This window comes from Streptomyces sp. RLA131, assembly GCF_056270125.1.
Genome location: NZ_JBWDOQ010000002.1, coordinates 796,581 through 822,486 on the forward strand (window position 1 = coordinate 796,581; position 25,906 = coordinate 822,486).

At 73.2% G+C, this 25,906-nt stretch carries 22 protein-coding genes and 1 pseudogene; 12 read left to right on the top strand and 11 right to left on the bottom strand.

Annotated elements, in window-relative coordinates:
* Positions 1 to 130 precede the first annotated feature (130 nt).
* A complete protein-coding gene (locus RWE79_RS04430; protein ID WP_475938681.1) occupies positions 131 to 1,882 on the bottom strand; it encodes a bifunctional phosphatase PAP2/diacylglycerol kinase family protein in 1,752 nt (583 codons plus the stop codon).
* A 208-nt stretch (positions 1,883 to 2,090) separates the two neighbouring features.
* On the bottom strand, positions 2,091 to 2,366 hold the full coding sequence (locus RWE79_RS04435) for a GlsB/YeaQ/YmgE family stress response membrane protein (RefSeq protein WP_475938682.1): 276 nt from the start codon (positions 2,364 to 2,366) through the stop codon (positions 2,091 to 2,093).
* Between the two features lie 254 nt (positions 2,367 to 2,620).
* On the opposite strand from RWE79_RS04435, the gene RWE79_RS04440 reads away from it, so the two are divergent.
* Complete coding sequence (locus tag RWE79_RS04440) at positions 2,621 to 3,817, top strand: glycoside hydrolase family 64 protein (RefSeq protein ID WP_475938683.1); 1,197 nt, start codon at positions 2,621 to 2,623, stop codon at positions 3,815 to 3,817.
* Between the two features lie 21 nt (positions 3,818 to 3,838).
* On the opposite strand, the gene RWE79_RS04445 is transcribed toward RWE79_RS04440, so the two are convergent.
* The 4 genes from RWE79_RS04445 to RWE79_RS04460 all read right to left on the bottom strand — a co-directional run bounded on the left by RWE79_RS04445 (position 3,839) and on the right by RWE79_RS04460 (position 8,655).
* Entirely contained in the window at positions 3,839 to 3,985 is a 147-nt protein-coding gene (locus tag RWE79_RS04445; protein ID WP_475938684.1) for a hypothetical protein, read from the bottom strand.
* A 171-nt stretch (positions 3,986 to 4,156) separates the two neighbouring features.
* A complete protein-coding gene (locus RWE79_RS04450; protein WP_475938685.1) occupies positions 4,157 to 4,972 on the bottom strand; it encodes a lamin tail domain-containing protein in 816 nt (271 codons plus the stop codon).
* A 379-nt stretch (positions 4,973 to 5,351) separates the two neighbouring features.
* Positions 5,352 to 6,995 carry a M4 family metallopeptidase gene (locus RWE79_RS04455; RefSeq protein ID WP_475938686.1) on the bottom strand — a complete coding sequence of 548 codons (1,644 nt, stop codon included), beginning with the start codon at positions 6,993 to 6,995 and terminating at the stop codon, positions 5,352 to 5,354.
* Between the two features lie 211 nt (positions 6,996 to 7,206).
* Positions 7,207 to 8,655, bottom strand: a complete 1,449-nt coding sequence (locus RWE79_RS04460) for a PP2C family protein-serine/threonine phosphatase (RefSeq protein ID WP_475938687.1) — start codon at positions 8,653 to 8,655, stop codon at positions 7,207 to 7,209.
* 142 nt (positions 8,656 to 8,797) lie between these two features.
* On the opposite strand from RWE79_RS04460, the gene RWE79_RS04465 reads away from it, so the two are divergent.
* Together RWE79_RS04465 and RWE79_RS04470 are read left to right on the top strand one after the other, a co-directional pair.
* A complete protein-coding gene (locus RWE79_RS04465) occupies positions 8,798 to 9,610 on the top strand; it encodes an SAM-dependent methyltransferase (protein WP_475938688.1) in 813 nt (270 codons plus the stop codon).
* Positions 9,611 to 9,849: 239 nt separating this feature from the next.
* Positions 9,850 to 10,605 (top strand): annotated as a pseudogene (locus RWE79_RS04470) (GH12 family glycosyl hydrolase domain-containing protein); the annotation flags it as partial.
* Here RWE79_RS04470 and RWE79_RS04475 read toward each other — a convergent pair.
* Positions 10,605 to 11,993 carry a flavin-containing monooxygenase gene (locus RWE79_RS04475; protein ID WP_475938689.1) on the bottom strand — a complete coding sequence of 463 codons (1,389 nt, stop codon included), beginning with the start codon at positions 11,991 to 11,993 and terminating at the stop codon, positions 10,605 to 10,607. The pseudogene RWE79_RS04470 and the gene RWE79_RS04475 overlap by 1 nt on opposite strands.
* Before the next feature lie 204 nt (positions 11,994 to 12,197).
* Between RWE79_RS04475 and RWE79_RS04480 the strand changes: the two genes are divergently transcribed.
* The 4 genes from RWE79_RS04480 (at position 12,198) to RWE79_RS04495 (ending at position 16,612) form a co-directional block, all read left to right on the top strand.
* Positions 12,198 to 12,851 (top strand): TetR/AcrR family transcriptional regulator, encoded by a 654-nt coding sequence (locus RWE79_RS04480; RefSeq protein WP_475938690.1) that lies wholly within the window; start codon positions 12,198 to 12,200, stop codon positions 12,849 to 12,851.
* The gene (locus tag RWE79_RS04485; RefSeq protein ID WP_475938691.1) at positions 12,848 to 14,593 is read left to right on the top strand and encodes an FAD-dependent oxidoreductase; all 1,746 of its coding nucleotides are present in this window, start codon (positions 12,848 to 12,850) and stop codon (positions 14,591 to 14,593) included. Before RWE79_RS04480 ends, RWE79_RS04485 begins: the two co-directional genes overlap by 4 nt.
* 65 nt (positions 14,594 to 14,658) lie before the next feature.
* Positions 14,659 to 15,288: an acetoacetate decarboxylase family protein gene (locus RWE79_RS04490; RefSeq protein ID WP_475938692.1), complete on the top strand. Its 630-nt coding sequence runs from the start codon at positions 14,659 to 14,661 to the stop codon at positions 15,286 to 15,288.
* A 73-nt stretch (positions 15,289 to 15,361) separates the two neighbouring features.
* Positions 15,362 to 16,612, top strand: coding sequence for a cytochrome P450 family protein (locus RWE79_RS04495; RefSeq protein WP_475938693.1), 1,251 nt, complete (start codon positions 15,362 to 15,364; stop codon positions 16,610 to 16,612).
* Here RWE79_RS04495 and RWE79_RS04500 read toward each other — a convergent pair.
* Positions 16,582 to 17,868, bottom strand: a complete 1,287-nt coding sequence (locus RWE79_RS04500; RefSeq protein WP_475938694.1) for an NAD(P)/FAD-dependent oxidoreductase — start codon at positions 17,866 to 17,868, stop codon at positions 16,582 to 16,584. The two genes, RWE79_RS04495 and RWE79_RS04500, sit on opposite strands and share 31 nt — an antisense overlap.
* 254 nt (positions 17,869 to 18,122) lie before the next feature.
* Between RWE79_RS04500 and RWE79_RS04505 the strand changes: the two genes are divergently transcribed.
* Positions 18,123 to 18,530 (top strand): hypothetical protein, encoded by a 408-nt coding sequence (locus RWE79_RS04505; RefSeq protein ID WP_475938695.1) that lies wholly within the window; start codon positions 18,123 to 18,125, stop codon positions 18,528 to 18,530.
* 7 nt (positions 18,531 to 18,537) lie between these two features.
* Here the strand turns inward: RWE79_RS04505 and RWE79_RS04510 are convergent, their stop codons facing one another.
* The 3 genes from RWE79_RS04510 to RWE79_RS04520 form a co-directional block, all read right to left on the bottom strand.
* Entirely contained in the window at positions 18,538 to 18,810 is a 273-nt protein-coding gene (locus tag RWE79_RS04510) for a DUF4235 domain-containing protein (RefSeq protein WP_475938696.1), read from the bottom strand.
* A gap of 94 nt (positions 18,811 to 18,904) precedes the next feature.
* Positions 18,905 to 19,399: a hypothetical protein gene (locus tag RWE79_RS04515; protein WP_475938697.1), complete on the bottom strand. Its 495-nt coding sequence runs from the start codon at positions 19,397 to 19,399 to the stop codon at positions 18,905 to 18,907.
* Between the two features lie 64 nt (positions 19,400 to 19,463).
* Entirely contained in the window at positions 19,464 to 20,693 is a 1,230-nt protein-coding gene (locus tag RWE79_RS04520; RefSeq protein WP_475938698.1) for a phospholipase D-like domain-containing protein, read from the bottom strand.
* Positions 20,694 to 20,866: 173 nt separating this feature from the next.
* Here RWE79_RS04520 and RWE79_RS04525 point away from each other — a divergent pair, with 173 nt between their 5' ends.
* The 4 genes from RWE79_RS04525 (at position 20,867) to RWE79_RS04540 (ending at position 25,568) form a co-directional block, all read left to right on the top strand.
* Complete coding sequence (locus RWE79_RS04525; protein WP_475938699.1) at positions 20,867 to 21,898, top strand: alpha/beta fold hydrolase; 1,032 nt, start codon at positions 20,867 to 20,869, stop codon at positions 21,896 to 21,898.
* A gap of 114 nt (positions 21,899 to 22,012) precedes the next feature.
* Entirely contained in the window at positions 22,013 to 23,215 is a 1,203-nt protein-coding gene (locus RWE79_RS04530; protein ID WP_475938700.1) for a lycopene cyclase family protein, read from the top strand.
* Positions 23,212 to 23,943 carry a class I SAM-dependent methyltransferase gene (locus RWE79_RS04535; protein WP_475938701.1) on the top strand — a complete coding sequence of 244 codons (732 nt, stop codon included), beginning with the start codon at positions 23,212 to 23,214 and terminating at the stop codon, positions 23,941 to 23,943. Before RWE79_RS04530 ends, RWE79_RS04535 begins: the two co-directional genes overlap by 4 nt.
* On the top strand, positions 23,940 to 25,568 hold the full coding sequence (locus RWE79_RS04540; RefSeq protein WP_475938702.1) for an FAD-dependent oxidoreductase: 1,629 nt from the start codon (positions 23,940 to 23,942) through the stop codon (positions 25,566 to 25,568). The genes RWE79_RS04535 and RWE79_RS04540 overlap by 4 nt, the downstream gene beginning before the upstream one ends.
* Positions 25,569 to 25,906 lie beyond the last annotated feature (338 nt).

Here is a 25,906-nt window from a genome sequence, read left to right on the forward strand (position 1 = left end):
CTCGGTGCCCGGTCGTCCGGTGCCTGGTCGTCCGGTGTCTCGTGGTCCGGTGTCTCGTGGTCCGGTGTCTCGTGGTCCGGTGTCTCGTGGTCCGGTGTCTCGTGGTCCGGCCAGGGGGTCCCGGCCGGACTCAGCCGCCGGTGGTGAGCGCCCGGTCCGCGGTCCGCGGCCGGTGCGCGGCCTGCGCCGGGGGGCCGGGCAACTGGATCCGCAGGGCGCCCGGCCGGACCTCGACGGCGAGGCGGACGCCGTTGCCGGCCGAGTCCCCGTCCAGTTCACGGGGTTGCGGGGTGGCGAAGCGGAGGTCGACGCTCGCGGCGGTGAAGTACTCCAGGGCGCCGCGGGCGGCGGGCCTGCCGCCGCGGGTGTCGGTGACGGTCGGCCGGGGCCGGCCGGGAAGCATCCGGGTGGCGAAGTGCCCGGCCGTCGCCAGCCAGCCGACGGGCCCCCGGGGGTCGAGCAGCACCACGTCCAGCCGGCCGTCGTCGGGACGGGCGTCGGGCAGCAGCGGCAGACCGCCCTGCAGGGCACCGACGTTGCCGATGACGACCATACGGGCCCGCCGCTCCAGTACGGGGCCGCCGTCCAGCTGGATCGACAGCCGCATCCGGGGGTCCCGCAGGTGGCGGGCGCCGGACAGGGCGTAGGCGGCCCAGCCGATCCGCGACTTGAGGTCCTCGGACGCGTCCCGGACCATGGCCGCGTCGAACCCGGCGCCGGCCATCACCGTGAAGCCGGTCTCGTCGAGCCCGTCGCCGTGCACCCGGCCCACGTCGATGCTGGTGGCCTCCCCGGCCAGGGCGCGGTCCAGGGCGGTGGCGGCGTCGGTGGGCAGGCCGAGGTTGCGGGCCAGCAGATTGCCGGTGCCGCAGGGCACGATCGCCATGGGCACCCCGGTGCCGGCCGTTCCCACCGCGCAGGCGCGGACCGTGCCGTCGCCGCCGCAGACCACCACCAGGTCGGCCGTCGCCGCCTCCTTCAGTGCCTCGGGGCCGCCGCCGGGGTGTTCCTCGCTGGTCTCCGTCCACCACTGGTCGGTGTAGCCGTGCCGGTCGAGGATGCCGCGTATACGGGCGGCCAGTTGGTCACCGCAGGCGTTCGGGTGGCGGACCACCACAGCCCGCAGGCCGGTGAGCCCGGCGTCGGCGTCCTGGGCGCTCTCGGCGTCCGGGTCCCCGGGGCCACGGCGCGCGAGCGGTACGGACGACCGGCGTACGTCGCGCTCCGTGCCGAGCACCGTGCGGCCGATCACGAACAGCGTGCACGCGGCGTTCAGCAGACCGGCCGCGACATCGCTGGGGTGGTGCATGCCCCGGTACATCCGCGACACCGCGACGGCGGGAGGGATCAGCAGGAGCAGTACCGCCGCCACGTGGCGCCAGGGCCCGCGCAGCCGGGTGAAGGCGAGGGTGGCGAGCCCTCCGTACAGCGCCAGCGAGGCCCCGACGTGGCCGGAGGGGAAGCTGGAGGTGGGCGGCGCCGCGTCGAGGTGGTGCACATGGGGACGCGGCCGTTCCACGCAGATGGTGACGACCAGGAAGACCGCGGACTGCACGGCCACCGAGGCGCCCAGGAAGCACGCCTCCCGCCACAGCGTCGCCCGTGACAGCAGCAGCAGCCCCGCCACACAGATCACGGTCATGGCCACGACCCACTGGGTGCTGGCCGCCAGGCTCAGCCACTCCGTCACCTCGTTCCCCAGGGGGGTGCGGTGTGCGGCGAACGCCCGGTTGAGGCCGTCCTCGGCCGACAGCGGCCAGTGACCGGCCATGGGGCCGGTCACAAGCAGCCCCAGCCCCACCATCAGGGCAGCCTGCACCGGCAGCAGCACCAGCCACCGGGGGTGTATCCGTCTCGCGGCCGAGCCGCTCTGCGTTGTCATGGATGACGTGTTGCCCGGCGCGACCGGGCGAATCCTGTGAGCCTTCTCCCAGGCCGGAACGGCCGGTTCGGCGAGGTGGGGAGGCCGGGGGAACCGTTCCGGGGGAACCGCACCGGGGGAACCGCACCGGGCACGCGAACGCCGCGGATCCGCCCGGTGTCGTACTCCGGGCGGATCCGCGGCATTGGGGTCGGGAGTTCGGGTTCGGTCAGGCGTGGGCGTGCCCGCGCCGACCGGAGACGACCCGGTACAGCACCAGCAGGATGACCGATCCGAGGATCGCGGCGATCCAGGTCGAGATGTCGAAGAAACCGTCGATCGAGTCGACGCCGAAGATCACCTTGCCCAGCCAGCCGCCGAGCAGACCGCCCACGACGCCGATGAGCATCGTCACGATGACGCCGCCCGGGTCCTTGCCCGGAAGCAGAGCCTTGGCGATCGCTCCGGCCAGAAGGCCGATGATGATCCACGCGATGATTCCCATGTCGGATGCCTCTCCCATGCTGTGTCAAACACTTGTCCGAGCCAGCAGGTTGCCGCTGCCGCGCCGGACAAACACAAATGGCCGCACCTTTCCGACGTTGATCCCGTAGTCGCAGGTCACGGGTGGCGACGAACCGGACAGGAATATGGTCTAGACCTTGACATGTAATACTCACACCCTGATTCTGAGAGCGCTCTCAAAAGCAGGTACCCGACGGCTCTCCCCGCCGGGCCCACCTCACGAGGAGGCAGAGCGTGCTCTCCATACGGAAGGGACTGGCGGCGTTCGCCGCCGCGGTGGCACTCGCCACCGGGCTCACGGTCGCGGGCACCGCACCCGCGGCCCGGGCCGCGGTGCCGGACACCATCCCGCTCAAGTTCACCAACAACTCCGGTCGCGCCGACCAGATCTACATCTACAACCTCGGGACCCTGCTCACGACGGGCCAGCAGGGCTGGGCCGACGCGGCCGGCACCTTCCACGCCTGGCCGGCCGGGGGCAATCCGCCCACCCCGGCGCCCGACGCGTCGATCGCCGGACCCGTCAACGGCCAGTCGCTGACGATCCGGATGCCGAAGTTCTCCGGCCGGGTGTACTTCTCCTACGGCCAGAAACTGGTCTTCAAGCTCACCACCGGCGGGCTCGTCCAACCCGCCGTGCAGAACCGTTCCGACCCCAATGCCGACATCCTCTTCAACTGGTCGGAGTACACGCTCAACGACGCGGGACTGTGGATCAACAGCACACAGGTCGACATGTTCTCGGCCCCGTACGCCGTCGGAGTCCAGCTCGCCGACGGGACGACCAGGAGCACCGGCCACCTCAAGTCGGGCGGCTACCCGGGCTTCTTCAACGCGCTCAGGAGTCAGCCGGGCGGCTGGGCGAACCTCATCAGGACCCGCGCGGACGGCACGATTCTGCGCGCGCTCGCTCCCGGGCACGGCATCGAGTCCGGGGCCCTGCCCTCCACCGTGATGGACGACTACGTCAACCGCGTGTGGGCGAAATACGCCACATCGACGCTGATCGTGACCCCGTTCGCAAGCCAGCCGAACACCAAGTACTACGGCAGGGTCTCCGGCGGCGTCATGAACTTCACCGACAGCGGCGGCGCGATCGTCACCACGTTCCAGAAGCCCGACGCCGACAGCGTCTTCGGCTGCTACAAACTGCTCGACGCCCCCAACGACCTGGTACGGGGCCCGATTTCCCGCACCCTGTGCGCGGGATTCAACCGTTCCACACTGCTGGTCGACCCCAACCAGCCCGACACCTCGTCAGCCGCCTTCTACCAGGACGCGGTGACCAACCACTACGCCCGGACGATCCACGCGCAGATGGCCGACGGCAAGGCGTACGCCTTCGCCTTCGACGACGTCGGCAACTACGAGTCGCTGGTCAACGACAGCAACCCGCGACAGGCGTACATCACCCTCGACCCGTTCAGCTGACGGGCGTTCAGACGCCGGACGTCAGCGCCGTCCACGCAGCCGGCCGAGGAGCTGCCGGGCCTGGGCACACTTACGGGGGTCGGCGGCGGCCCGGCGCGCCGACTCCACCGCCCGCCGGCCCCGCGGGCTGCGGCTGAACTCCTTGATCCGGGCGATCAGTCCGGGCATGACGGCCTCCTGGGGCGGACGGTGGACGACGGAGCCGTCCTCTCCCCGCGTCGGGTACCCCGCGTCACCCCTCCGACTCCCTTCGACGCCTCCGGGTACGAAAGCGGCGTACCGCGGCTGAGTGCCGCGGTACGCCGGTCGAACCCCATGATGGCGCGGGGGGGGGTGGGATCAGTGGTGGCCACCGCCGCCGCCGTTGCCCCCGCCGGTGTTGTTGCCCCCGCCGTTACCGCCGCCGCCGTTGCCGCCGCCGTTGCCGCCGCCGTTACCCCCGCCACCGCCGTTGCCCCCGCCGTTACCGCCGCCACCGCCGTTGCCCCCGCCGGTGTTGCCGCCGCCGTTACCGCCGTTGCCGCCGCCGTTGTTGCCGCCGCCGTTACCGTGTCCCTGGCCGCCGCCGTTGCCATGACCGGTGCCGTGCCCGTTGCCGTGCCCGTTGCCGTGACCGTTGCCGTGCCCGTTGCCGTGACCGTTGCCGTGACCGTTGCCGTGACCGCCGTGACCGTGGCCGTCACCGTCGCCGTGGTGGCGGCCCCAGGAGGCCACGTCCACGACGCGGCCGTGGTCGTTGCGCAGGGTGGCCGAGTCGGAGCGGTTGTCCCACAGGTAGGTGTGACGGTTCAGGTAGATGTCGTGGAAGGTGTCGCGGCCGACGCCGGTGTGAACACGTACGGACTCGTGGCCGCGCAGCCGCAGGCCGTGGAAGCGGAAGGCACGCCGGTCGGAGTTGGACAGGGTCCATCCGCTCAGGTTCACCGGGCCGCGCCGGGTGTTGGTGAGGGTGACCCACTCACGGTTGAGGCTGCGGTTGGAGCCGTTCTCGGGGCCGGGGCTGTCGTACTGGATCGTGCCGAACACGACCGCGGACCGCTGGGCCAGGTGCCGGCCGTGGCCGTGGTCAGCGGCGGTCGCCGGGAGTGCGGCGGCGGCCAGAACGGCGCCGGAGGCCAGAACGGAGGCGGCGAGACGCTGTGCGGTACGGGACATGATGACCCCTTTGTGGTGCGGGCGCACACCTCGGGAAGGTGATGCGCGAATGGTGCGGATTCCGGTTGTTTGCTCCGGTGAACACCACTGTGATGCACCTCGCACCCACTTCGCCCCAAAAACCCGTTCACGTTACTAAACACGGACATGTCCGTAACGCTCTCTTGCAGACGGCATCCATGTCGTCCCGGCCGGCGGGCGTCCGGCCGCATCCCGGGTCCACCCGTGCCACAGCGGCCACCCGCGCGGATACGCCACCCCGAGCCACCCCACAGCCACCCGGTCGCCACCGGTTCGCGGAAGCCGCCCTTTGGTAACGGCACATCAGGACCGCCGCACCGGCCGCCCGGAGTGCGGACGGCCGGTGCGACGAGCCGGGTCAGGCGACGCTGACGGCCGACCAGGCGGCGGCCACGGCGGCGTACTCGGCGCTGGAGGCGCCGTAGAGGTCGGTGGCGGCCTTCAGGGTGGCGGTGCGGGCTCCCGCGTAGTTGGTGCTGGAGGTCATGTAGACCGTCAGCCCGCGGTACCAGATCTTGCCGAGCTTGTCCCGGCCGATGCCGGTGACGGTGGAGCTGTTGCAGGTGGGACTGTTGTAGGTGACGCCGTTGATGGTCTTGCTGCCGCTTCCCTCGGCGAGGAGGTAGGCGAAGTGGTTGGCGACGCCGGAGGAGTAGTGGACGTCGAGGTTGCCGACGCTCGCGCTCCAGCAGTCGGCGGAACTGCCGTCGGTGGACGGCTTGTCCATGAAGCGCAGTGCGGCCTTGCCGAAGCCGGACTTCACGATCCGCTCGCCGATCAGGTAGTCGCCCTTGTCGGTGGCGTTGGCGGCGTACCACTCGACCAGGGTGCCCATGATGTCGGAGGTGGCCTCGTTCAGACCGCCGGACTCCCCGGAGTAGGTCAGGTTGGCGGTACGTGAGGTGACGCCGTGGGACATCTCGTGGCCGGCGACGTCGAGGGCGACCAGCGGGCCGAAGGTGGTGCCGTCACCGTCGCCGTAGGTCATGCAGAAGCAACTGTCGTCCCAGAAGGCGTTGTTGTAGCTGCTTCCGTAGTGGACGCGGTTGTACGAGCCCTTGCCGTCGTTGGCTATGCCGGTGCGGCCGTGGATGTTCTTGTAGTAGTCCCAGGTCTCGTTGGTGCCGTACTGGGCGTCCACGGCGGCGGTGGCGCGGTCGGCGGTGGCGCCGGTGCCCCAGTGGTTGTCGGCGTCGGTGAACAGCACCGCGGGGGCGCGGGAGATGCAGATGCCGAAGATGCACAGGTCGGTCTTGTTCTGCGCGTCGCCGGTGTAGGTGTTGCCGCGGGTGGCGTCCTTGAGCTGGTACGTGGTGCCGCTGAGCGTGGCCTCCAGGGGCACGGTGCCGCCGTAGAGCGAGGCGCCGTCGCCGGTGGCGGTCTCCAGGGCGTCCCAGGCGTCGATGCGCGCGCCGGTACGGGCGTCGGTGAGGGTCACCCTGGCGGCCGGGTTGCCGAGGGTGTCGAGGCCGACGGCGGTGGTGCGCCAGGCGAGGCGGGGGGCGCCGCGCAGGGCGTCGACGACGAGCTGCGGCTTGGCCTTGGCCTGACGGAACGTCGTACCCCGGTGGGCGCTGCGCAGCGCGGCCACCCCCTTGTCCGCGGCCACGGAGGCGCGTACCGCCGGGGTGGTGGTGGGTACCGCCAGGTCGGAGCGGGTGGCCCGGTCGGCGCCCGCGTAGCCGCCGCCCGGGGCGAGGTGGACGACCAGGTCGCCGCCGAGGACGGGCAGGCCCCGGTAGGTGCGGTCGTAGCGCACATGCTGGGCGCCGTCGGCGTCGGTGACGACGTCGCGGACCGTGCGCCCCTGGGCGGGGGTCACGGCGAGCCGGGCGGCGTGGTCGGCGATGGCGCGGTCGGCGTGGGAGACGGCCGCCGCGCGGGACGGGAGCCGGTGACTGTCCGCCGACGCCGCGGTGGGGGTCAGCAGGGCGGTGGTGAGGGCGGTCACGCCGATCGCGGCGGTCAGGGCGGCGACGGTGCGTCTCGTACTGGGCTGCATCGGGCTCCTCGGGTCACGGGGGCGTGCGAGGTCCCCCGCACGGGCGTCCGGCGCGGTGGCGCGCGGCGGCCGGTGCGGAGGTGATGGCGGCCCAGATTTAAGTGCACATGACATTACTTTGTCCATAGCGCACTCACAGCAGACTGACAGGATCGAGCCTTGCGGGAACGAGCCGTTGGGCGGGCGCCGCCCCGGCGGCCCCGCGACCCGCTCACCCAGCGGCGCGGCCCGGAGTCAGCTCCGCGAGGAGCAGGGTCATGTCGTCGGCCGTTCTGCCGGTCGGGGAGTCGGTGACGAGGCGGTCGCACAGGCCCGGCAGGTCGCTCTCGATGTCCTTGACCTCCTCCAGGGCACGGGCGAGCCGGCTGATGCCGACATCGATGTCAGCGTGCCTGGACTCGACCAGGCCGTCGCTGTAGAGCAGCAGCAGCGTCGGCTCGGTGACGGCGATCTCCACCGGGTCACTGCTCCAGTCCCCGAGGCCGAGCGGGAGGCCGGCTCCGAGGTCGACGGCCCGCGCGGAGCCGCCGTTCACCCGCAGCAGCGGCGGCGGGTGGCCTGCCGCGACCAGGGTGCAGACGCCGCGCCGCCGGTCCCACTCGGCGTAGACGCAGGTGGCGAAGGAGGCGCCGGGAGTGTCGGCGGCGAGCGCGTCCAGACCGCGCATCAGCTGCTGCGCGTCGACATCCAGGCCGGCGAGGGTGCGGGCCGCGGTCCGCAGCTGGATCATGGCGACCGCGGCCTCGGGACCGTGCCCCATCGCGTCGCCGACGATCAGGCCGACGCGGTCGCCGGAGCGGCGCAGCACGTCGAACCAGTCGCCGCCCACGAGCCCGTCGTGACCGGCCGGGTGGTAGGCGTGGGCGACCCGGCAGCCCTCGACGCCGGAGGTGGTGTCGGTGGGCAGCAGACTCGCGCGGATGGCGAGGGCGGTGCGGCGTTCGCGTTCGTAGAGCCGGGCGTTGTCGAGGGCGACGACCGCTCGGGTGGCCAGCGACTCCACCGCCGCGACATCGGCCGCCGCGAAGGCGGGCTCCCCCTGGTCGCGCGTGCAGGCGATGAAGCCGACCGCCGAGCCGCGCAGCCGCAGCGGGGCCACCAGGAAGGACGTGGCGCGCAGCAGTCCCTCGATCCGGGCGTCGCCGGGGCCCGAGGAGACGAGCCGCCGCGCGGTGTGGGCGTCGACGGCGTCGAGCACCTGGGACTGGCCGGTGGCCAGGGCGCGGGCGTATGGGGTGTCCCGGGGGAAGACCAGCACCTCCCCTACCGGCAGGAGGCTGGTGTACTCCTCGCGGGTGTCGGAGCCGATCCGCACGGCCAGCCGGCGGGCCTCGATGCGGGGCGGGTCGGCGGGCATCCCGGCCAGTTCCTCGACCAGCCACCGCTCCAGCAGATAGACCGACGCGGCCTGGCAGAAGCCCGGGGTGAGCGCGTGGACGACGTGGTCACCGGTGGTGTGCAGGTCGAGTACGGACCCTATGGCGTCGCCCGCGGCCGAGGCGGTCAGCCGGCGCCACGCGGAAGCCGAGGCCGGGGCGGAACCCGGGGCGGGCGCCGGGGCGGACGCCGAAGCCGGGACGGACGCCGGACCCGCCACTGTGCCGACCGTCGCGCCGGCCGCCGGTGGCGCGTGCGGGTGGTACCGGTCGGATGGGTGCATCGCGTCCTTTCGCAAAGTGGTGCCCGTCGTCGACAGGGAATCCGGGCGGCGTCACCCCCTGCCGGTCGCCGTACCGGGGCGCGACGCCTGCCGAAGATTTTAGGATGCATCACCAACTGCCTTATACAGAAAGAGTGTTGAAGTGACAGGTCGCACAGAAATACCGGACGGCGTCGATCCCGGCAAGGCGAGTGTGGCGCGTATGTACGACGCGATGCTGGGGGGCCAGCACAATTTCGCCATCGACCGCGAAGCGCTGGCCGCCTTCACCGCGATCGACCCGCAGGTGCGGTCGCTGGCCCGCGCCAACCGCGCCTTCCTGGGCCGGGCGGTGCGCTTCCTGGCGGCCCAGGGCGTACGCCAGTTCCTCGACCTCGGCTCCGGCATCCCCACCCAGGGCAACGTCCACGAGGTCGCGCGGGCCGCCGCGCCCGGCTCCCGGGTGGTCTACGTCGACAACGATCCGGTGGCGGTGGCCCACAGTTCCTCGCTGCTCGCCGACGACCCGCTCACCGGCATCGTCAACGCGGACATCCGCGACCCCGAGGAGGTGCTGCGCTCGCCCCAGGTGAAGCAGTTGCTCGACCCCGATCTGCCGACAGCCGTCCTGATGATCACCATCATGCACTTCGTCACGGACGACGAGGACCCGGCCGCCCTGGTCGCCGCCTATCGCGAGGCGCTGCCCTCCGGCAGCTGGCTCGCGCTCACCCACGCGACCTCCGAGGACCGCCCGGACACCGCGGCGGCGGTCGGCAAGCTGTACCGCTCGAAGACCGCTTCGCCGGTCACCGCCCGTTCCCGGGAGCGGATCGCGGGCCTGTTCGACGGCTACGCGATGGTCGACCCAGGGCTCGTCTACGTACCGCTGTGGCGCCCGGACCCCGAGGACGAGGTGCCCGACAACCCCTCGGAGTACTGGGTGTTCGCGGGCGTGGGCCGCGCCACCGGCTGACGGACCGGGCAGGGGCGGGCGACGGGGCGGCAGGGGCGGGCGACAGGAGGGGACCACGGGAGGGGCCGCGTCGGGGCCGGGCCGGGCCGTGAAGCGGGCCCGGCCCGGCCGGATTTGGGGGCGTCGCGCGTCTTGTCGAGTCGTCCGGCACGTCCTAAAGTCCCCCGGGAACGATGTGGGAGCGCTCCCATCGTCGGGTCGTTCCCTCCCCCACATCCAGTACCGCCGAAGGGACCCCCATGCGATCCTCCCTGCGCTCCGCGGTAACGGCGACCCTCGTCACGCTGGCCTCACTGACCGGGCTCATGACCTCGGCGCTGCCCGCGCGGGCCGACACCGTCCTGTGCGACCAGTACGCGTCCACCACCATCCAGGGCCGGTACGTGGCGCAGAACAACCGGTGGGGCACCAGCGCCGCCCAGTGCGTCAACGTGACGGGCTCCGGCTTCCAGATCACCCGGGCCGACGGCTCCGTGCCCACCAACGGCGCCCCGAAGTCGTACCCTTCGGTCTTCTACGGCTGCCACTACACCAACTGCTCGCCGGGCACCAACCTGCCCAAGCAGCTCGGCTCCATCAGCAGCGCACCCACCAGCGTCTCCTTCGGCTACGTCAGCGGCGCGGTGTACGACGCGTCCTACGACATCTGGCTGGATCCGACACCGAGGACCAACGGCGTCAACCAGACCGAGATCATGGTCTGGTACAACCGCGTCGGATCGGTCTACCCGGTCGGGTCGCAGGTCGGCACCGCCACGGTCGGCGGGCTGTCGTGGCAGGTGTGGACCGGCTGGAACGGCTCCAACAACGTGATCTCCTTCGTGTCGTCGTCCACCCTGAGCAGCTGGGGCTTCGACGTCATGGCATTCGTCGGCCAGGCGGTCGGCCGTGGTCTGGCGTCGAGTTCCTGGTACCTCACCAGCGTCCAGGCGGGCTTCGAGCCGTGGCAGGCGGGCACCGGACTGGCGGTCAACTCCTTCTCCACGTACGTGAACTAGCGCGGTGACCGTTTCGTCCCCGTTCGCCGGAGCCGGGGGCGCCGGATTCCAGCCCGTCCGCGGCGCCGTTCGGCGCGCAGTTCGCGCAGGTGGCTGCCGAAGTCGACCTGGATGGTGTGGCGCCGGGAGCTCACATAGCGGCGGGCCGTGCGTCTGCGATAGGCGGCGATCTCCTTGTCCATCGCCCGTCGCGACGGCAGCGCCGCGGCGCCCTCCAGCAGGTCGGCGACCCAGTGGGCCTGGGCCTCCGCCAGCGGCATGATCGCGCCGAGCGGCTGCACCAGGCCGATGAAGTACAGCCCGGCGTTGCCCGGTGGGACCACACGGTGGAAGAGCCCGATGTCGTTGCCGCGCGGGTCGACGATCCCCGGGTCCAGGAACGGGAACTCGATGTCGTAGCCGGTGCAGTAGACGACCGCGTCCACGGGCTCGCTGGTGCCGTCGGTGAAGTGGGCCCGGTCGCCGTCGAAGTGGTCGATGGCGGGCTTGACGGTGATGTCGCCGTGGCCGAGCCGGCCGAGCAGCTCGTCGGAGATGGTGGGATGCGCGGACAGCAGCCGGTGGTCGGGGCGCGGCAGCCCGTAGTCGGTGACCCGGCCCCGGCTGAGCCGGAGCAGGGCCCGCAGGCCGAGGCGCTGGACGGCGAACGGGGCGCGGGCCAGCCAGGACCCGGTCAGGTGGTCGGTGGGGACGCCGAACAGGTACTTGGGCAGGATGTGCGCTCCGCGGCGCATGGCGAGCAGGGTCCGGGCGGAGACCCGGGAGGTCTCCACCGCGATGTCGCAGGCGGAGTTGCCGATCCCCAGCACGAGGACCCGCCGGCCGGCGTAGGGCCCGGGGGTGCGGTAGTGGTGGGAGTGCAGCTGCTCACCGGTGAAGGTGTCGGCGCCGGGAAGGGCCGGCTCGGGCAGGTGCGGTTTCCAGTGGTGGCCGTTGGCGACCAGCACGGCCCCGTAACGGCGGGTGGTGCTGGTGCCGGAGTCCAGGTCCCTCACGGTGACGGCCCAGTTGCCGGTGGCGCCCGTCCCGTGGGGCGGCTGCCCCGGGTCCGGCTCGACGGCGGTCACCTCGGTACGGAAGGAGATGACCGGGCGCAGGCCGAAGTGGTCCACGAAGGTGTCGAAGTAGCGGGCGATGTCGGCGTGCCCGGGGTAGACGGGGCAGTCCTCGGGCATCGGGAAGGCCGCGTACTCCATGATCTGGCGCGAGGTGTTGATGTGCAGCGACCGGTAGGCCGAGGACATGTTGGTGTCGTTGAGGTAGCGCCAGTTGCCGCCGACCTGGGAGCCCGTCTCGTAGGCGTGGTAGGGGATGCCCCGGGCGGCGAGCACCTGACAGGCGGCGATGCCGGACGATCCGGCTCCGATGACGCATACAGGTTCCACGGGCGGCCCCCTCGGTCCTCGTCCGGTCCCTGTCCTCCGCCATGACCGGGTGGTCGTGTGACCGGGTGGTCACAGCGTGCGGCGCGCCACAGATGCTGTCAACAGCCCGTGCGGTAAGGGATTTTGAGCGTTGACAGTGGATCCGGGCGCCTCCATGATGACCGGGCGGTCCGTATGACCACCCGGTCATGACAGGAGGCGACGATGCCGACCACCACATGGGACAACCTCGATCCCGGGCGGAGGGAACGGATCCTCGTCGCGGCCATGGACGAGTTCGGGCGCCACGGCTACTCCGCCGGCAGCCTCAACGCCGTCTCCCGCGAGGCGGGCGTCGCCAAGGGCTCCCTCTTCCAGTACTTCGCCGGGAAACTCGACCTGTTCGGCTTCGTCGCCGAACAGACCTCGCTGCGGGTCCTGGACGCGATGCGCCCCTGGCTCGACGGATACGACGGCACCGTGCCCTTCGCCGAGCACATGCTCGCCGCGCTGTGCGCCTGGGTCGACTACTTCGGCGCCCATCCACTGGAGCGCGGTGTCACCGCCGCGACCAACCTGGAGATCGACCCGGCGGTACGGCAGGTGGTCCGCACCCCCGTGCACCGGGTGTACGTCGGCGAGTTGCGCCCGCTGCTGGAGCGGGCCGTCGCGCTCGGCGAGCTGGACGAGCGCGCCGACCTCGACGCGCTGCTGTCGCTGCTGATCCTGCTCCTCCCCCACCTGGCCCTCGCTCCCTTCTCGCCCGGTCTGGAGGCCGTCATCGAACTCGACCCCGACGGAGCCGACCTGCCGGCCCGCGTGGCCCGGCTCGCCGCCCCGCTGCTGGCGTACTTCGTCCCCGTACGGATCCCGTCATGACGGGCCGGCCCGGGAACGAGCACAACCGGCACGACTTCGACGTGCTGATCGTGGGATCGGGGTTCGGCGGCAGCGTGACCGCGCTGCGGCTGTCGGAGAAGGGGTACCGGGTCGGGGTGGTGGAGGCCGGCCGGCGGTTCCGTGACGAGGACTTCCCGCGCACCTCCTGGCGGGTCCGCCGCCATCTGTTCGCCCCATGGCTGGGCTGCCGGGGCATTTTGCGGATGAACCTGCTCGGCCGGGTCCTGGTGCTGACCGGCGCCGGTGTCGGCGGCGGCTCGCTGGTGTACGCCAACACGCTCTACGAACCGCCCGAGCCCTTCTTCCGTGACCCGCAGTGGGCCGGCATCACCGACTGGCGGGCCGAGCTGGCCCCGTACTACCGGCAGGCCCGGCGGATGCTCGGTGTGACGGCCAACCCCCGCACCACACCGGCCGACCGGCTGCTGCGCGAGGTCGCCGAGGAGATGGGCGTCGGCGACACCTTCCGGGCAGCCCCGGTCGGCGTGCGCTTCGGGGCGCCCGGCACGGCGCCCGGGACACCGGTGGCCGACCCGTACTTCGGGGGCGCCGGCCCGGACCGGCGCGGCTGCCTGCACTGCGGCTCGTGCATGACCGGCTGCCGCCACAACGCCAAGAACACCCTCGCCAAGAACTACCTGGCCCTGGCCGAGGCGGCCGGCGCCGAGGTACTGCCCGAGCGTACGGTCACCTCGCTGCGGCCCACCGCCGGCGGCTGGTCGCTGCGCACCCGGGCCACCGGCCGCCCGGTGCGCCGCGACGGCCGCACCCTGACCGCCGGCCAGGTGGTGCTGGCCGCCGGCTCCCTCGGCACCCAGCGGCTGCTGCACCGGATGCGCGACGGCGGCGAACTGCCGGACCTGCCCCAGCCCCTGGGCCGGCTGACCCGCACCAACTCCGAGGCCGTCCTCGCCGTACGGGCCCGGGACGACCGCACCGACTTCGGCGAGGGCGTCGCCATCACCTCCTCGGTCCACCTGGACGCCTCGACCCAGGTGGAACCGGTCCGTTACGGTCCCGGCAGCAACCTGCTGGGCCTGCTCGGCGCGGTGCTCACCGACCCGGTACCCGGGCGTTCCCGGCTGGGGCTGGGGCTGACCGAGATGGTCCGCCGCCGCCGCGACCTGTTCCGGCTGCACGTCCCGCGCGGCTGGTCCCGGCAGACCGTGGTGCTGCTGGTCATGCAGTCCCTGGACAACTCCCTGACCACCTTCACCCGGCGAAGCCGGACCGGCACCGGACGCCGTCTCACCAGCCGCCCCGGCGAGGGCGAGCCGAGCCCGGTGTGGATACCGGCCGGCCATGACGCGGCGCGCCGCGCGGCCCGCCGCAGCGGCGGGATCGCGGCCGGTACCTGGGGCGACCTGCTGAACATCCCCACCACCGGGCATCTCATCGGCGGCTGCGTCATCGGCGGTGACGCCGGCAGCGGTGTCGTCGACCCCTACCACCGGGTGTTCGGGCAGCCGGGCCTGCACATCGTGGACGGATCGACGGTCCCGGCGAACCTCGGCGTGAATCCGTCCCTGACCATCACCGCCCTCGCCGAGCGCGCGGCCGCCCTGTGGCCCAACCTCGGCGACCCCGATCCCCGTCCGGCCCCCGGCGAGGCCTACCGCACCGTGGGCCCCGTGCCCCCGGTCCGGCCCGCCGTACCGGACACCGCGCCGGGCGCGCTGCGCCACGAGGTCCCGGTGCCGCGCGACGGACCGGACCGGTGAGCGCCGGACCGGGCCCGATCCGTCCGCCCCCGGAGGCGGACCCCTCGGCATCCCAGGGAGCGCACATGACCTATCCCGCCGAACCCTGGCACCTCGAAGGCCAGATGCATGTGTCGCTCTGGCTGGCGCCCCGCGCCGCCATCCCGCAGGACCTGCCGCCCGGCACCCGTCCCGTGACGATCGCCGGGCGCTGCCCGGTCGGTACCGCCGTGGTGCTGTACGAGGCGGACAGCGTGCTGCGGTACACCGAGCTGCTGTGCGCGGTGCTCGTACGGCGCCGCGCCAGGGTCATGCCGTGGATCACCGAGATCTGGGTGGACAGCCCGCCCTCCCGGGACGGCGGCAGGGCGCTGTGGGGCATCCCCAAGGAGCTGGCGTCGTTCGGGGTCAGCCGGGAGATGGGGCTGCGGGCCACGGCCAGCGACGAACGGGGGCTGCTGGCGGAGGCGGCGTTCCGTCCCGCGCTGCGGCTGCCGGGCCGCTGGCCGGTGTCCTACCGGGTCGCCCAGACCCTGGCCGGGGCGCTCAAGGCCACGCCGGTACGGTGCCGTTCGGGGCTGGGCCTGGCCCGGGCGCGCTGGCGGATACCCGAGGACGGCCCGCTCGGCCGGCTCTCCGGGCGCCGTCCCCTGCTGAGCGTGACGCTCCATGACTTCTCGCTCGACTTCGGCTCGGCCGACTTCGGCTCGGCGTGATCCCCGCGCGAACCCCGCCAGAACTTCGTCAGAAACTTCGTCAGAACTTCGTCAGAACCCCGGAGGACAACAGATGGCGTGCCCGGTGACCGGTGACGGTCCGCTCCACGGCTCCCGTATCGCACTCGACCCGCTCGTCGGGGATCTCGCGGGCGAGAGCGCGCGGCTGCACGCCGCCGGTCCACTGACCGCCGTCGAGTTGCCGGGCGGCGTCCCGGTGTGGGCGGTGACCCACCACGCGCAGGCCCGGGCGCTGCTGACCGACCCGAGGCTGGTCAAGGACATCGCGCACTGGGACGCGTTCACCCGGGGCGGGATACCGGCCGACTGGCCGCTCATCGGCCTGGCCAACCCGGGGCGTTCGATGCTGACCGTGGACGGCGAGGACCACCGGCGGCTGCGCGCCCTGGTGGCCCAGGCGCTGACCCCCCGCCGGGTGGAGCGGATGCGGGCCCGTATCGAGGAACTCACCGGCGAACTCCTCGACCGGGTCGAGGCGGCCGCCCGGGTGTGCGACGTGGTCGACCTCAAGGCCGAGTTCGCCTACCCGCTGCCGATGTACGTCGTCCGTGAGCTGATGGGGATCGACGAGGCCGACCTGCCCCGGCTGAAGGTGCTGTTCGAGAGGTTCTTCTCCACCCGGACCCCGCCGGCGGAGGTGATCGCCACCCTGGGCGAGCTGGCCGCGCTGATGGGCGCGACGGTCGCCGCCAGACGCGCCGCGCCGGGCGACGACCTGACCAGCGCGCTGCTGCTCGCCTCCGAGGACGGCGACCGGCTTACCGACGACGAGATCCGCGGCACGCTGCAGCTGATGATGGCCGCGGGGCACGAGACGACGATCTCCCTGATCGTCAACGCCGTCGTCAACCTCTGCGAACACCCCGAGCAGCTGGCGCTGGTCCGCAGCGGCGAAGCCACCTGGGAGGCGGTGGTCGAGGAGACCCTGCGGTACTCCACCCCCACCTCGCACGTACTCATCCGGTTCGCCACCGAGGACGTCCCGGTGGGCGGCGCGGTGATCGCGAAGGGCGAGGCACTGATCGTGTCGTACGCGGCCATCGGCCTCGACGAGCGGCAGCACGGCCCGACCGCCGCCCGGTTCGACATCACCCGCGCACCCATCCGGCACATCGCCTTCGGGCACGGCCCGCATGTGTGCCCGGGCGCGGCCCTGTCCCGGCTGGAGGCGGCGGTGGCGCTGCCCGCCCTCTTCGAACGCTTCCCGGATCTCGCGCTCGCCGTCCCGGTGTCCGCGCTGCGCAACAAACCGGTGGTCACCCAGAACGACCTCTACGAGCTGCCCGTGCGCGTCGGCTGCTGACGCCGGCCGGCCCGGTCCGCCAGCACCTCGCGGGCGGCCCGGGCACCGGAGGCCAGCGCGCCCTGCACGGAACCGGTGGCCCGGTGGTCGCCGCACACATAACGGCCGGGGGCGTGCCGGCTCGTACGGGACAGCGACTGGGGCGGCGGCATCGCCGGGAGCGCCTCGGCGACGGGGCAGGAGCCGATCAGCTCCCAGTCCGCCGGTTCGGTGCCGTAGACGTCGCCGAGCGCGGTGCGCAGGGCGGCCTCCCGTCCCGGCGAGGTGTCGGTACCCAGGACCGAGGTCGACACCAGGGCCCGGCCGTCGGGTGAGAGGCCGGGCTGCACCTCGGTGAGGACGCAGGTGTTGAGGAACCGGCGCCCGGTGTCCAGCAGGAGGACGCCCTCACGCAGCGGTGAGCGGCCGGCCGCGTGGTAGAAGGTCGTCACCGAGCGGGTGGGCGGCGTGCGCAGGCCGGGCAGCAGGCCGGCCGCCGCGCCGGGCCCGGTGGCCACCACGACGCAGCCGGTGTCGATCCCGGTGCCGTCGGCCAGCAGCACACCGTCGTCGGTGAGGTCCCGCACGGTGGAGTGCGTGCGCAGCGTGCCCGGCGGGAGTGCGTCGGCGAGTTGCGCGGGGACGGCCCCGATGCCGTCGGCGGGCAGGCAGGCGGTGCCGCGCAGCATGCTCCGCCAGACCAGATGGAAGAAGCGGCTGGAGGTCTCCAGGTCGTCCTCCAGGAAGACCCCGGACAGGAACGGCCGGAAGAAGGTCTCCACGAGGTCGTCTGAGATCCCGGCGCGGGCCAGTGCGGTCAGGGTGGTCGTCTCCTCGCCGCCGCGCAGCAGCCGCACCGGGGCCAGCATGTCGCGGGCGCTGAGCACGCCCAGGGCGGCCAGGTCGCGGGCCGAGGCGAGGCGGCCGGGCAGCAGGTCCGCGCTCTCGCGCGGGCGGCGGGTGGGGTCGGTGAAGCGCAGCCGGGCCGAGCCGGTGTGCAGCAGGGCGCCGGGGGTGAAGGCGCGCAGGCGCAGCGCGCGGAGCCGGAGCCTGCGCCGCACCTGGGGGTAGGAGGTGTTGAAGACCTGGAAGCCCCGGTCGAGGAGGAATCCGCCCCGGCGGTCGGTCCGCATCCGGCCGCCGGGGGCGTCCGAGGCCTCCAGCAGCGCCACGGACAGCCCCGCCGCGCACAGGTCCTGGGCGCAGGCGAGGCCCGCCAGGCCCGCGCCGATCACCACGACGTCGTACCGCTGGTTGCCGCTGCGGCCCTCGGCCATGCGCGGTCGCCCCTTTCGTGAGACCGGTCCCGGCGGGTCCGGTTCCGTGGCGGGTCACGTTGTGCTGACGTGACGTTCCGTCACCCTAGCCATCGGCGCGTCACGGCCGGGCGAGCCGCGACGGGCCGCGCGCCACGTTCCGCCCCGGCCGCCGCCGGGCCCGGCCCGGCCCGCACCAGCACGATCGCGGGGGCGGCCCCCGCCCCGGCGTCGAAGGCCTGACAGGCGGCGGTCCGCCGTGGGATCGTCCGGGCGTGACCGATGATCCTGCCGCTGACGCCGCGAACCCGACCGCGACCGCGCTCGGGGGGCGACCGGACGACCGGGCCGCGTCCGTCCTGCGGTTCGCGACGGAACTGGTGGCCTGGGTGGCCACGCCGTGGGCCCTGGCCGACCGGTCATGGGTGCTCGCCGTCGCGTCCGTGGTGGTGCTGATCGGGCTTCCGACCGTGCTGTCCACCCCGGGCGACAAGACCGGCGTGATCATCGCGGTGCCCGGTCCGGTCACGATCGCGCTGGTCCTCCTCCAGCTCGTCGCGGCGGTGGTCTCCTCCTGGGTGGCGTGGCCGGCGTGGGCCGCCGTGGCGGTCACCGTGCTGGCGACCGCCACCCTGGTCACCGAGCGCGGGCGGTGGCGGTGGCTGCTCTCCGCCGCCTGCTGACGAGAGGTCAGCCGGGCCAGACGCCTGTCGCACGGCGCGTGGCGGTGGCGCCACCCCGGTCGACGGCGGCCTTCACGACGGAGAAGATCGCACCCTGGACGGCGGCCGCCACCAGGATCTCCCGCCAGCCCCGGTCCTCGTCGGTGGGGTCGGGCGCGTCCTTCTCGTCGGCGAGGACCTTCCACGCCTGCTTGAAGGCAGCGCTCGCCAGGAGGCCGCCGAGGATGCCCAGGGCGAGCCCGACCGGCCGGTATGTGAGTGTGACGGGCCGCTTCTTCATACCTTCCTGCCCTTCATGCCCTTTATGTCGTGCACGACGTTCATGACGTTCATGACGTTGCTGACGTGGCTGACGTTGCTGACGTTGAGTCCCTTCACCGACGCCGCCTGCTGCGGGCGACGAGCAGCACCATGACCGCCGCGGCCGCGACGGCCACCAGGCGGGGGTTGCGGCGACCGGTCCGCACGACCTGGTCCAGCTTCTCCTGCACGGGCTCGGGAGCCTTGTCCCGGTAGGCGGCGGTGAGCGCGGCACCGGTCTCGCCGATCCGGGTCCTGGCCTCGGCTGCCGCCTCGCGCAGCGGCTCAGGGGTCTTGTCCTGGGCGGTGTGCAGGACCTGGGCGGCCGTCTCGCGGGCCTGGGACGCGGCCTTGCCCGCGGCGTCCTGCGCCTGGGTCTTCAGCGCCGCGCCCTTGGCCTTGGCCTGCGCCTCCGCGTCGGCGGCGGTATGGGCCGCGGTGTCCGCGGCCTCGGCCGCGAGGCCCTCCGCGGTCGCGCCGAGCTGCTCACGGGCGTGCTCGGCGTCGCGGCGGAGCTCCTTGCCCGACGAGGGAACGTCGCTGCCGTACTCGTTCTCGGGGGTGGTCATCTCTGTCTCTTCTCCTCGGTTCTCGGCGGATCTGGGTCGTTGGTCCCGGTCAGGCGGGCTCCGCTCACAGCCAGCGGCGGATCGGCAGGACGGAGGCGTTGAGCAGCCGGCGGGCGAGGGAGCGCCGACGCCAGCGGCGGGGGTCGATCGCGGTGGCCCGGCTGACGTCCTCGTCGAAGTGCTCGTCGAGCCGGCGGGTGAAGTCCTTGTCGAGCACGGCGAGCATGACTTCCTCGTCGTGCTCCATCGACCTGCGGTTGAAGTTCGTCGAGCCGATCAGGGAGGCCTTGCCGTCCAGCGTGATGATCTTGGCGTGCATCATCGTCGGCCGGTACTCCATGATGCTGACGCCGCTGTCGAGCAGCCGCTCGTACATGTAGCGGCCGGCCAGGTGGCACACCCGCTTGTCGGTGTGCGGGCCGGGCAGCAGGATCTCCACGCTGACGCCCCGCCGGGCGGCCTGGCACAGCAGGTCGACGAAGTAGGAGTCGGGGGCGAAGTACGCGGTGGTCAGCCGCAGCCGCGTCTGCGCGGACTCGATGACGACGCGCAGCAGGGTCTGCATGTCCTGCCAGCCGTATCCGGCGGAGCCCCGGACGACCTGGACCACGGCGGAGCCGGCCGGGCGGTGCCGGGCGAAGCGGTCGTGGCGGTCGAAGAGCTCCTCGCGGCACTCGGCCCAGTTCTGGGCGAAGGCCGCGGCGACGCCGTCCACCGCCGGACCGTGGATCTCCACATGGGTGTCGCGCCACTCGCCGGGGTTACGGGCGTCGCCGCACCACTCCTCCGCGATGCCGACGCCGCCAGTGAAGGCGATGGACTCGTCGATGATCAGGGCCTTGCGGTGGCAGCGGTGGTTCTGCTTGAGCGGGGATATCAGCAGCGGCTTGCGGAACCAGGCGACACGCACACCGGCCGTCTCCATCATGCGCAGCAGTTCCTTGTCGATCAGCCGGCTGCCGAACCCGTCCAGGAGCAGCCTGACGCGGACGCCCGCGCGTGCGCGCTCGGCGAGGGCGGCGGCGAACTCCCGGGCGATGTCGCCCTTCCAGTACACGAAGGTCATCATGTCCACGGTGTGCCGGGCGGCCCGGATACGGCCGAGCATCGCGGGGAAGATCTCGTCGCCGTTGCGCAGCGGCACGAGCAGGTTCCCCTCGGTGGCGGCGATTCCTATCAGCCGTTCGAGTCTGCGTCTGAGGTCGTCGCGGTCCTCCTGCGGACCGTGGGCCTCGGCCTCGGGGTGCCCCGCGCCGGTGGTGCTCGCGCGCGGGGCTGACGGGGCATTCAGCATGGGACACCTTCATCTCGGCGGTGGGTCGTTCCACCGCCGTGTTCCCCGGCGGCCGCCGGTGATGCGTTTCGTGTGATTTCCCACGGGTCGTGGCAACGGGGCCGACACCTTCGGCGGCGGAGCTGGTTAGTCACAGGCAGTGTCCTCTGTCCGCCAGCGCTTGGAGTCCGACCGTGTCTGTAGATGTCATCCCCGCCACCCCGGGCCGCACCGGCCGTACCGGTGTCCCCGCGCAGGCGGGGGCGGAACCCGTCCCCGCCGAGCGGGCCGAGGAACGGGCCGAGGAACGTGACCTGGTCTTCGACGGATTCCGCTACACCTGCCGGATCGCCGGCGGGGAGGCCGGGACGGGCGGCGCGACGGGCGGCGATCCCGTGCTCGTCCTGGGTGGCTCCTCCCAGGACCGGTTCTCCTGGGTGCGTCACGAGAGGTGGCTCACCCCGCAGAGCCCGGTGATCACGGTGGACCTGCCCGGATACGGTACGGCCGACTTCCTGCCGGCCCGCTACGGCGTGGACTTCCTGGCCGCGGCCGTCCGCCGGCTGCTGGGCGAGCTGGGCATCGCCCGGGTCAGCGTGGTGGCGGCCTGTTACGGCGGCTCGGTCGGCCTGCGCTTCGCCCAGCACTACCCGCATCTGGTGGGCCGGATGATGCTGGTGGGGATGACCACGGCGATTCCCGACGACTACGCGGCGGCGATGGAACGCTGGGACGGCATGATCCGGCGCGGGGAGACGGACACCATCGCCCGTGAGCTCGCGGACCGGTTCATGTCGCCTCCCGGTGTCGGCCGGGTGCGCAAGCACGCCGCCGTGGCCCGTCTGGTCTACCAGCAGATCTCCGCGCAGAGCCCGGAGCAGTTGCGCAAGTCCGCCGAGCACAACACCCGGCTGATGCGCCACGAGTGGTACCGGCCCGAGCCCGCTCCCCCGGTCCCGAGCCTGGTCGTCACCGGTGAGTACGACACGCTGACCACGCCCGCGATGGGACGGGAGGTGGCCCGCTGCCTGCCCGGCGCGTCCTTCATGACGATCCGTGAGACCGACCATCTCGCCCCGGTGGAGCGGATCGCGGACTTCGCCGACCTGATGGCCCGTTTCTGCTCCGGCCGCCCGCTGGACGACCTGCCGTACGCCTCACAGCCCGAACTGTTCGGCGCGGCGGGCGACGCCGGGCCGGAGGCGCCACCCGAGCGGTGCCGGTGACAGGGCCGTCCCGCCTGCGTCCGTACGGACACCGGCTGCGGAATGCTGGGGCGACCTGGCCGGCCGGGGTACCCGGGGCACACGACAGGGAAAGCGGCGGAAGGAGCAGCGCTCGTGCCGGACGCGGACGTCGTCATCGTGGGTGCGGGGGCGGCCGGTCTGTCGCTCGCCCACCGCCTGGCCGGACCGCGGCCGCCCGGCGGCCGGCGCTCCTCGGTGGTGCTGGTGGACGCCCCGCCGGGGCCGCTGCGTCCCGCGCAGCGCACCTGGTGCTTCTGGGAGCCGCCCGGCGGCCCGTACGACCAGGCCCTGACCGCGTCCTGGGAGCGGCTGCGGGTGCACGGTCCCGACGGCACCGCGACCCTGGCCCGGCCGGCGCCGCTGCGGTACAAGATGCTGCGCTCCGGCGACTTCGAGACGCTGGTCGGGGCCCGGCTGGCCGCCGCCGGCACCGTGCGGCGGGTCGGGGCGGAGGTCGTGGACGTACGGGACGCTCCCGGGGGCGCCGAGGTGCGCGGGCGGGACGCGGCGGGCCGGCCGGTGGTGCTGCGGGCCCGCTGGGTGTTCGACTCCCGGCCGCCCCGGCGGCTGCCGGCCGCGCGCACCACGCTGCTGCAGCACTTCCGCGGCTGGTTCGTGCGCACCGCCCGGCCGGTGTTCGACGCCGGGACGGCGGATCTGATGGACTTCCGTACCCCCCGCCCCCCGCACGGACTGTCGTTCGGCTATGTGCTGCCGCTGGGCCCGTGCGAGGCGCTGGTGGAGTACACCGAGTTCTCCCGGCAGGTGCTCGACGACCAGGCGTACGACACGGCGCTGCGCCGCTACACCGGCGAGGTCCTGGGCCTGGACGGGTTCGAGATCACCGCGCGGGAGCAGGGCGTGATCCCGATGACCGACGGCCGGTTCCCGCGCCGGGCCGGGAGGTCGGTGTTCCTGATCGGAGCGGCGGGCGGCGCGACCCGCCCGTCCACCGGCTACACCTTCAGCGCCGTGCAGCGGCAGACCGCCGCGGTCGCCGCCGCGCTGGCCCACGGCCGCACGCCGCTGCCGCCGCCGGCTCACCGCGCCCGCTCGCTGGCCATGGACTCGGTGCTGCTGCGCGCGCTGGACAGCGGGCGGATCGACGGCGCGGAGTTCTTCACCGGGCTGTTCCGCAAGGTGCCCGCCGAGCGGCTGCTGCGCTTCCTCGACGGCCGCACCCGGCCGGCCGAGGACCTGCTCATCGGCCTGCGCACCCCCGTACTGCCGATGTTGCGCACCGTCGTAGAAATGCCCGGCCTGTCCCGGCACGACCAGGAGGAGAGCATCGTATGACCCTGCTGCGCGACGAGGAGCTGAGCAGTGCGTTCGACCGCGGTGCGCATTTCTACGACCGGCTGGTCGCCGTCAATCCCGGCTATCACACCCATCTGCGGCGCTCGGCAAGGCGCTTGCGGCTGCCGGTCGGCGGGGCCGGGCTGCGGCTGCTGGACCTGGGCTGCGGCACCGGCGCCTCGACCGCCGCGCTGCTGGCCGCCGCCCCGCACGCCGCGATCGTCGCGGTGGACGCCTCCGCCGGGATGCTGGAGCAAGCCGCCGCCAAACGCTGGCCCCCAGGTGTGTCCTTCGTCCACGCGCCCGCCGAGGGGCTGGCCGGGGCGGGCATCAAGGGGCCCTTCGACGCGGCCTTCGCCGCCTATCTGCTCCGTAACGTCACCGACCCCGACGCGGTCCTGACGGCCGTACGCGGTCTGCTCGCGCCGGACGGCCGGCTCGCGGTGCACGACTACGCGCTGGGCGGTGGCGCGGCCGACCGGGCGGTGTGGACGGCGGTGTGCCGGGGCATCGTGCTGCCGGCCGGCCGGCTCACCGGTGACGAGGGGCTGTACCGCCATCTGTGGCGCAGCGTCCTGGAGTTCGACAGCGCGGCGGCGCTCGGCGACCGGGTGCGCCGGGCCGGCTTCGAGGCGGTGCGGGTGCTGCCGCTGCCGGGCTGGCAGACCGGCATCGCGCACACCGTGGTCGGCCGCGTGCCGCGCCGGACGCCGGGAGCGGGGCGGTGAACCGGCCGCTGAGCGGGCGCCGGGACACCGCCGCGCCACCCGGGGCCCGCGACCGCCAGGCCCGCTTCGTGCCGCCGTCCCCGGGCGCCGTGCGGGTCGCCGGGGCCGGCACCGGCGACGCGCCCGACGCCGGGGTGATCGGCGGCGGCATCGCGGGGCTGGCCGCCGCCACGGCGCTGGCCGAACGAGGCGTGCGCGTCACGCTGTACGAACGCGAGGAGGGCCTCGGCGGCCGGCTCGCCGGATGGCCCACGGAGCTGACGGACGGCACCACGGCCACCATGAGCCGGGGCTTCCACGCCTTCTTCCGGCAGTACTACAACCTGCGGTCCCTGCTGCGCCGCGCCGATCCCGGCCTGCGCATGCTCACCGCGCTGCCCGACTATCCGCTGCGGCACGCCGACGGCATGTACGACAGTTTCGCGAAGGTGCCGCGCACCCCGCCGTGGAGCGCCCTGGGCTTTGTCGCACGCAGTCCCAGCTTCGGCTGGCGCGATCTGGCCCGGATGAACCCGGCCGCGGCGCTGCCCCTGCTCGATGTGCGGGTGCCCGAGGTGTACGAGCGGCTCGACGGGGTCAGCGCCCGGGAGTTCCTGGAACGTATCCGCTTCCCCGAGGCCGCGCACCACCTGGCCTTCGAGGTGTTCTCGCGGAGCTTCTTCGCCGACCCGCGCGAACTGTCCGCCGCCGAGCTGGTGCTGATGTTCCACATCTATTTCCTGGGCTCCTCCGAGGGCCTGCTCTTCGACGTGCCCGCCGAGCCCTTCCCGCAGGCGCTGTGGGAGCCGCTGGGCCGTCATCTCACCTCGCTCGGGGCGACGTTGCGCACCGCCACGGCCGTGGCGGCCGTGGAGCCCGCACCGGACGGCGGCCACCGGGTGACGACCGCCGCCGACGGCGTGTCGCGGCGGCACGACGCCGTGGTGCTCGCCCTGGACACCGGCGGGCTGCGCACGCTGGTGGCCGGCTCGCCGCGGCTGGCCGACCAGCCGTGGCGGGACCGGGTCGGCCGGCTGCGCACCGCGCCGCCGTTCCTGGTGACGCGGCTGTGGCTGGACCGCCCGGTGGCCGCCGGACGGCCCGGGTTCCTGGGCACCAGCGGCTTCGGCGGCCTGGACAACGTCAGCGTGCTGGACCGCTGGGAGGGCGAGGCCGCCCGCTGGGCCGCCAAGACCGGCGGCTCGGTGGTGGAACTGCACGCCTACGCCGTCGCCCCGACGGCCGACCGCGCCGCCGAACAGGACCGGCTGATCGCCGGGTTGCACCGGGTCTACCCGGAGACCTCGGCGGCCGGAGTGGTCGACGTGCGCCACGAGTGGCGGGCGGACTGCCCGCTGTTCCCGGTCGGCGGCTTCCAGGACCGGCCCACGGTCACCACCGGCGACCCCGCACTGGTCGTCGCCGGCGACCTGGTCCGCACCCCGTACCCGGTGGCGCTGATGGAACGGGCCGCGACCACCGGCTTCCTCGCCGCCAACACGCTACTGCGGCGCTGGGGTGTACAGGGCGAGCCACTGTGGACGGTCCCCGCACGCGGCCGCACCGCCGTCCTGCGAGGACTGTCACGGCTGAACCCGCGCCAACACCCGGCCCCAACCGCGCAAACGCCCAAGGCCCCAGGCTGACACTCACCCCGGGCCGCAGCGACGGCCGGCGGCGCGCAGCGCACGCCAGGGCGTCCCGCGCCACCGTTCAAGCCGAACCAGACGAACGGAGGTGGCGCGCATAATCGGGTCCGCGCAGGCGGCCGAAGGCTCGCGGCGCTGCTCAGCCCGCGCCGGGCGAACGGCCGGCGGCGCACAGCACGCGGCGCACGCCAGGACGTCCCGCGATCCGACGGCCGAGGACCCGCGCCACCGTTCAAGCCGAGCCAGACGAACGGGGGTGGCGCGCATAATCGGGTCCGCGCAGGCGGCCGAAGGCTCGCGGCGCTGCTCAGCCCGCGCCGGGCGAACGGCCGGCG

What these genes read in the sequence shown, in the direction of transcription:
- RWE79_RS04430 (WP_475938681.1), bottom strand. Translation starts at nt 1,882, where the DNA reads ATGACAACGCAGAGCGGCTCGGCCGCGAGACGGATACACCCCCGGTGG.
- RWE79_RS04435 (WP_475938682.1), bottom strand. Translation starts at nt 2,366, where the DNA reads ATGGGAATCATCGCGTGGATCATCATCGGCCTTCTGGCCGGAGCGATC.
- RWE79_RS04445 (WP_475938684.1), bottom strand. Translation starts at nt 3,985, where the DNA reads ATGCCCGGACTGATCGCCCGGATCAAGGAGTTCAGCCGCAGCCCGCGG.
- RWE79_RS04450 (WP_475938685.1), bottom strand. Translation starts at nt 4,972, where the DNA reads ATGTCCCGTACCGCACAGCGTCTCGCCGCCTCCGTTCTGGCCTCCGGC.
- RWE79_RS04455 (WP_475938686.1), bottom strand. Translation starts at nt 6,995, where the DNA reads ATGCAGCCCAGTACGAGACGCACCGTCGCCGCCCTGACCGCCGCGATC.
- RWE79_RS04460 (WP_475938687.1), bottom strand. Translation starts at nt 8,655, where the DNA reads ATGCACCCATCCGACCGGTACCACCCGCACGCGCCACCGGCGGCCGGC.
- RWE79_RS04480 (WP_475938690.1), top strand. Translation starts at nt 12,198, where the DNA reads ATGCCGACCACCACATGGGACAACCTCGATCCCGGGCGGAGGGAACGG.
- RWE79_RS04485 (WP_475938691.1), top strand. Translation starts at nt 12,848, where the DNA reads ATGACGGGCCGGCCCGGGAACGAGCACAACCGGCACGACTTCGACGTG.
- RWE79_RS04490 (WP_475938692.1), top strand. Translation starts at nt 14,659, where the DNA reads ATGACCTATCCCGCCGAACCCTGGCACCTCGAAGGCCAGATGCATGTG.
- RWE79_RS04495 (WP_475938693.1), top strand. Translation starts at nt 15,362, where the DNA reads ATGGCGTGCCCGGTGACCGGTGACGGTCCGCTCCACGGCTCCCGTATC.
- RWE79_RS04500 (WP_475938694.1), bottom strand. Translation starts at nt 17,868, where the DNA reads ATGGCCGAGGGCCGCAGCGGCAACCAGCGGTACGACGTCGTGGTGATC.
- RWE79_RS04510 (WP_475938696.1), bottom strand. Translation starts at nt 18,810, where the DNA reads ATGAAGAAGCGGCCCGTCACACTCACATACCGGCCGGTCGGGCTCGCC.
- RWE79_RS04515 (WP_475938697.1), bottom strand. Translation starts at nt 19,399, where the DNA reads ATGACCACCCCCGAGAACGAGTACGGCAGCGACGTTCCCTCGTCGGGC.
- RWE79_RS04520 (WP_475938698.1), bottom strand. Translation starts at nt 20,693, where the DNA reads ATGCTGAATGCCCCGTCAGCCCCGCGCGCGAGCACCACCGGCGCGGGG.
- RWE79_RS04535 (WP_475938701.1), top strand. Translation starts at nt 23,212, where the DNA reads ATGACCCTGCTGCGCGACGAGGAGCTGAGCAGTGCGTTCGACCGCGGT.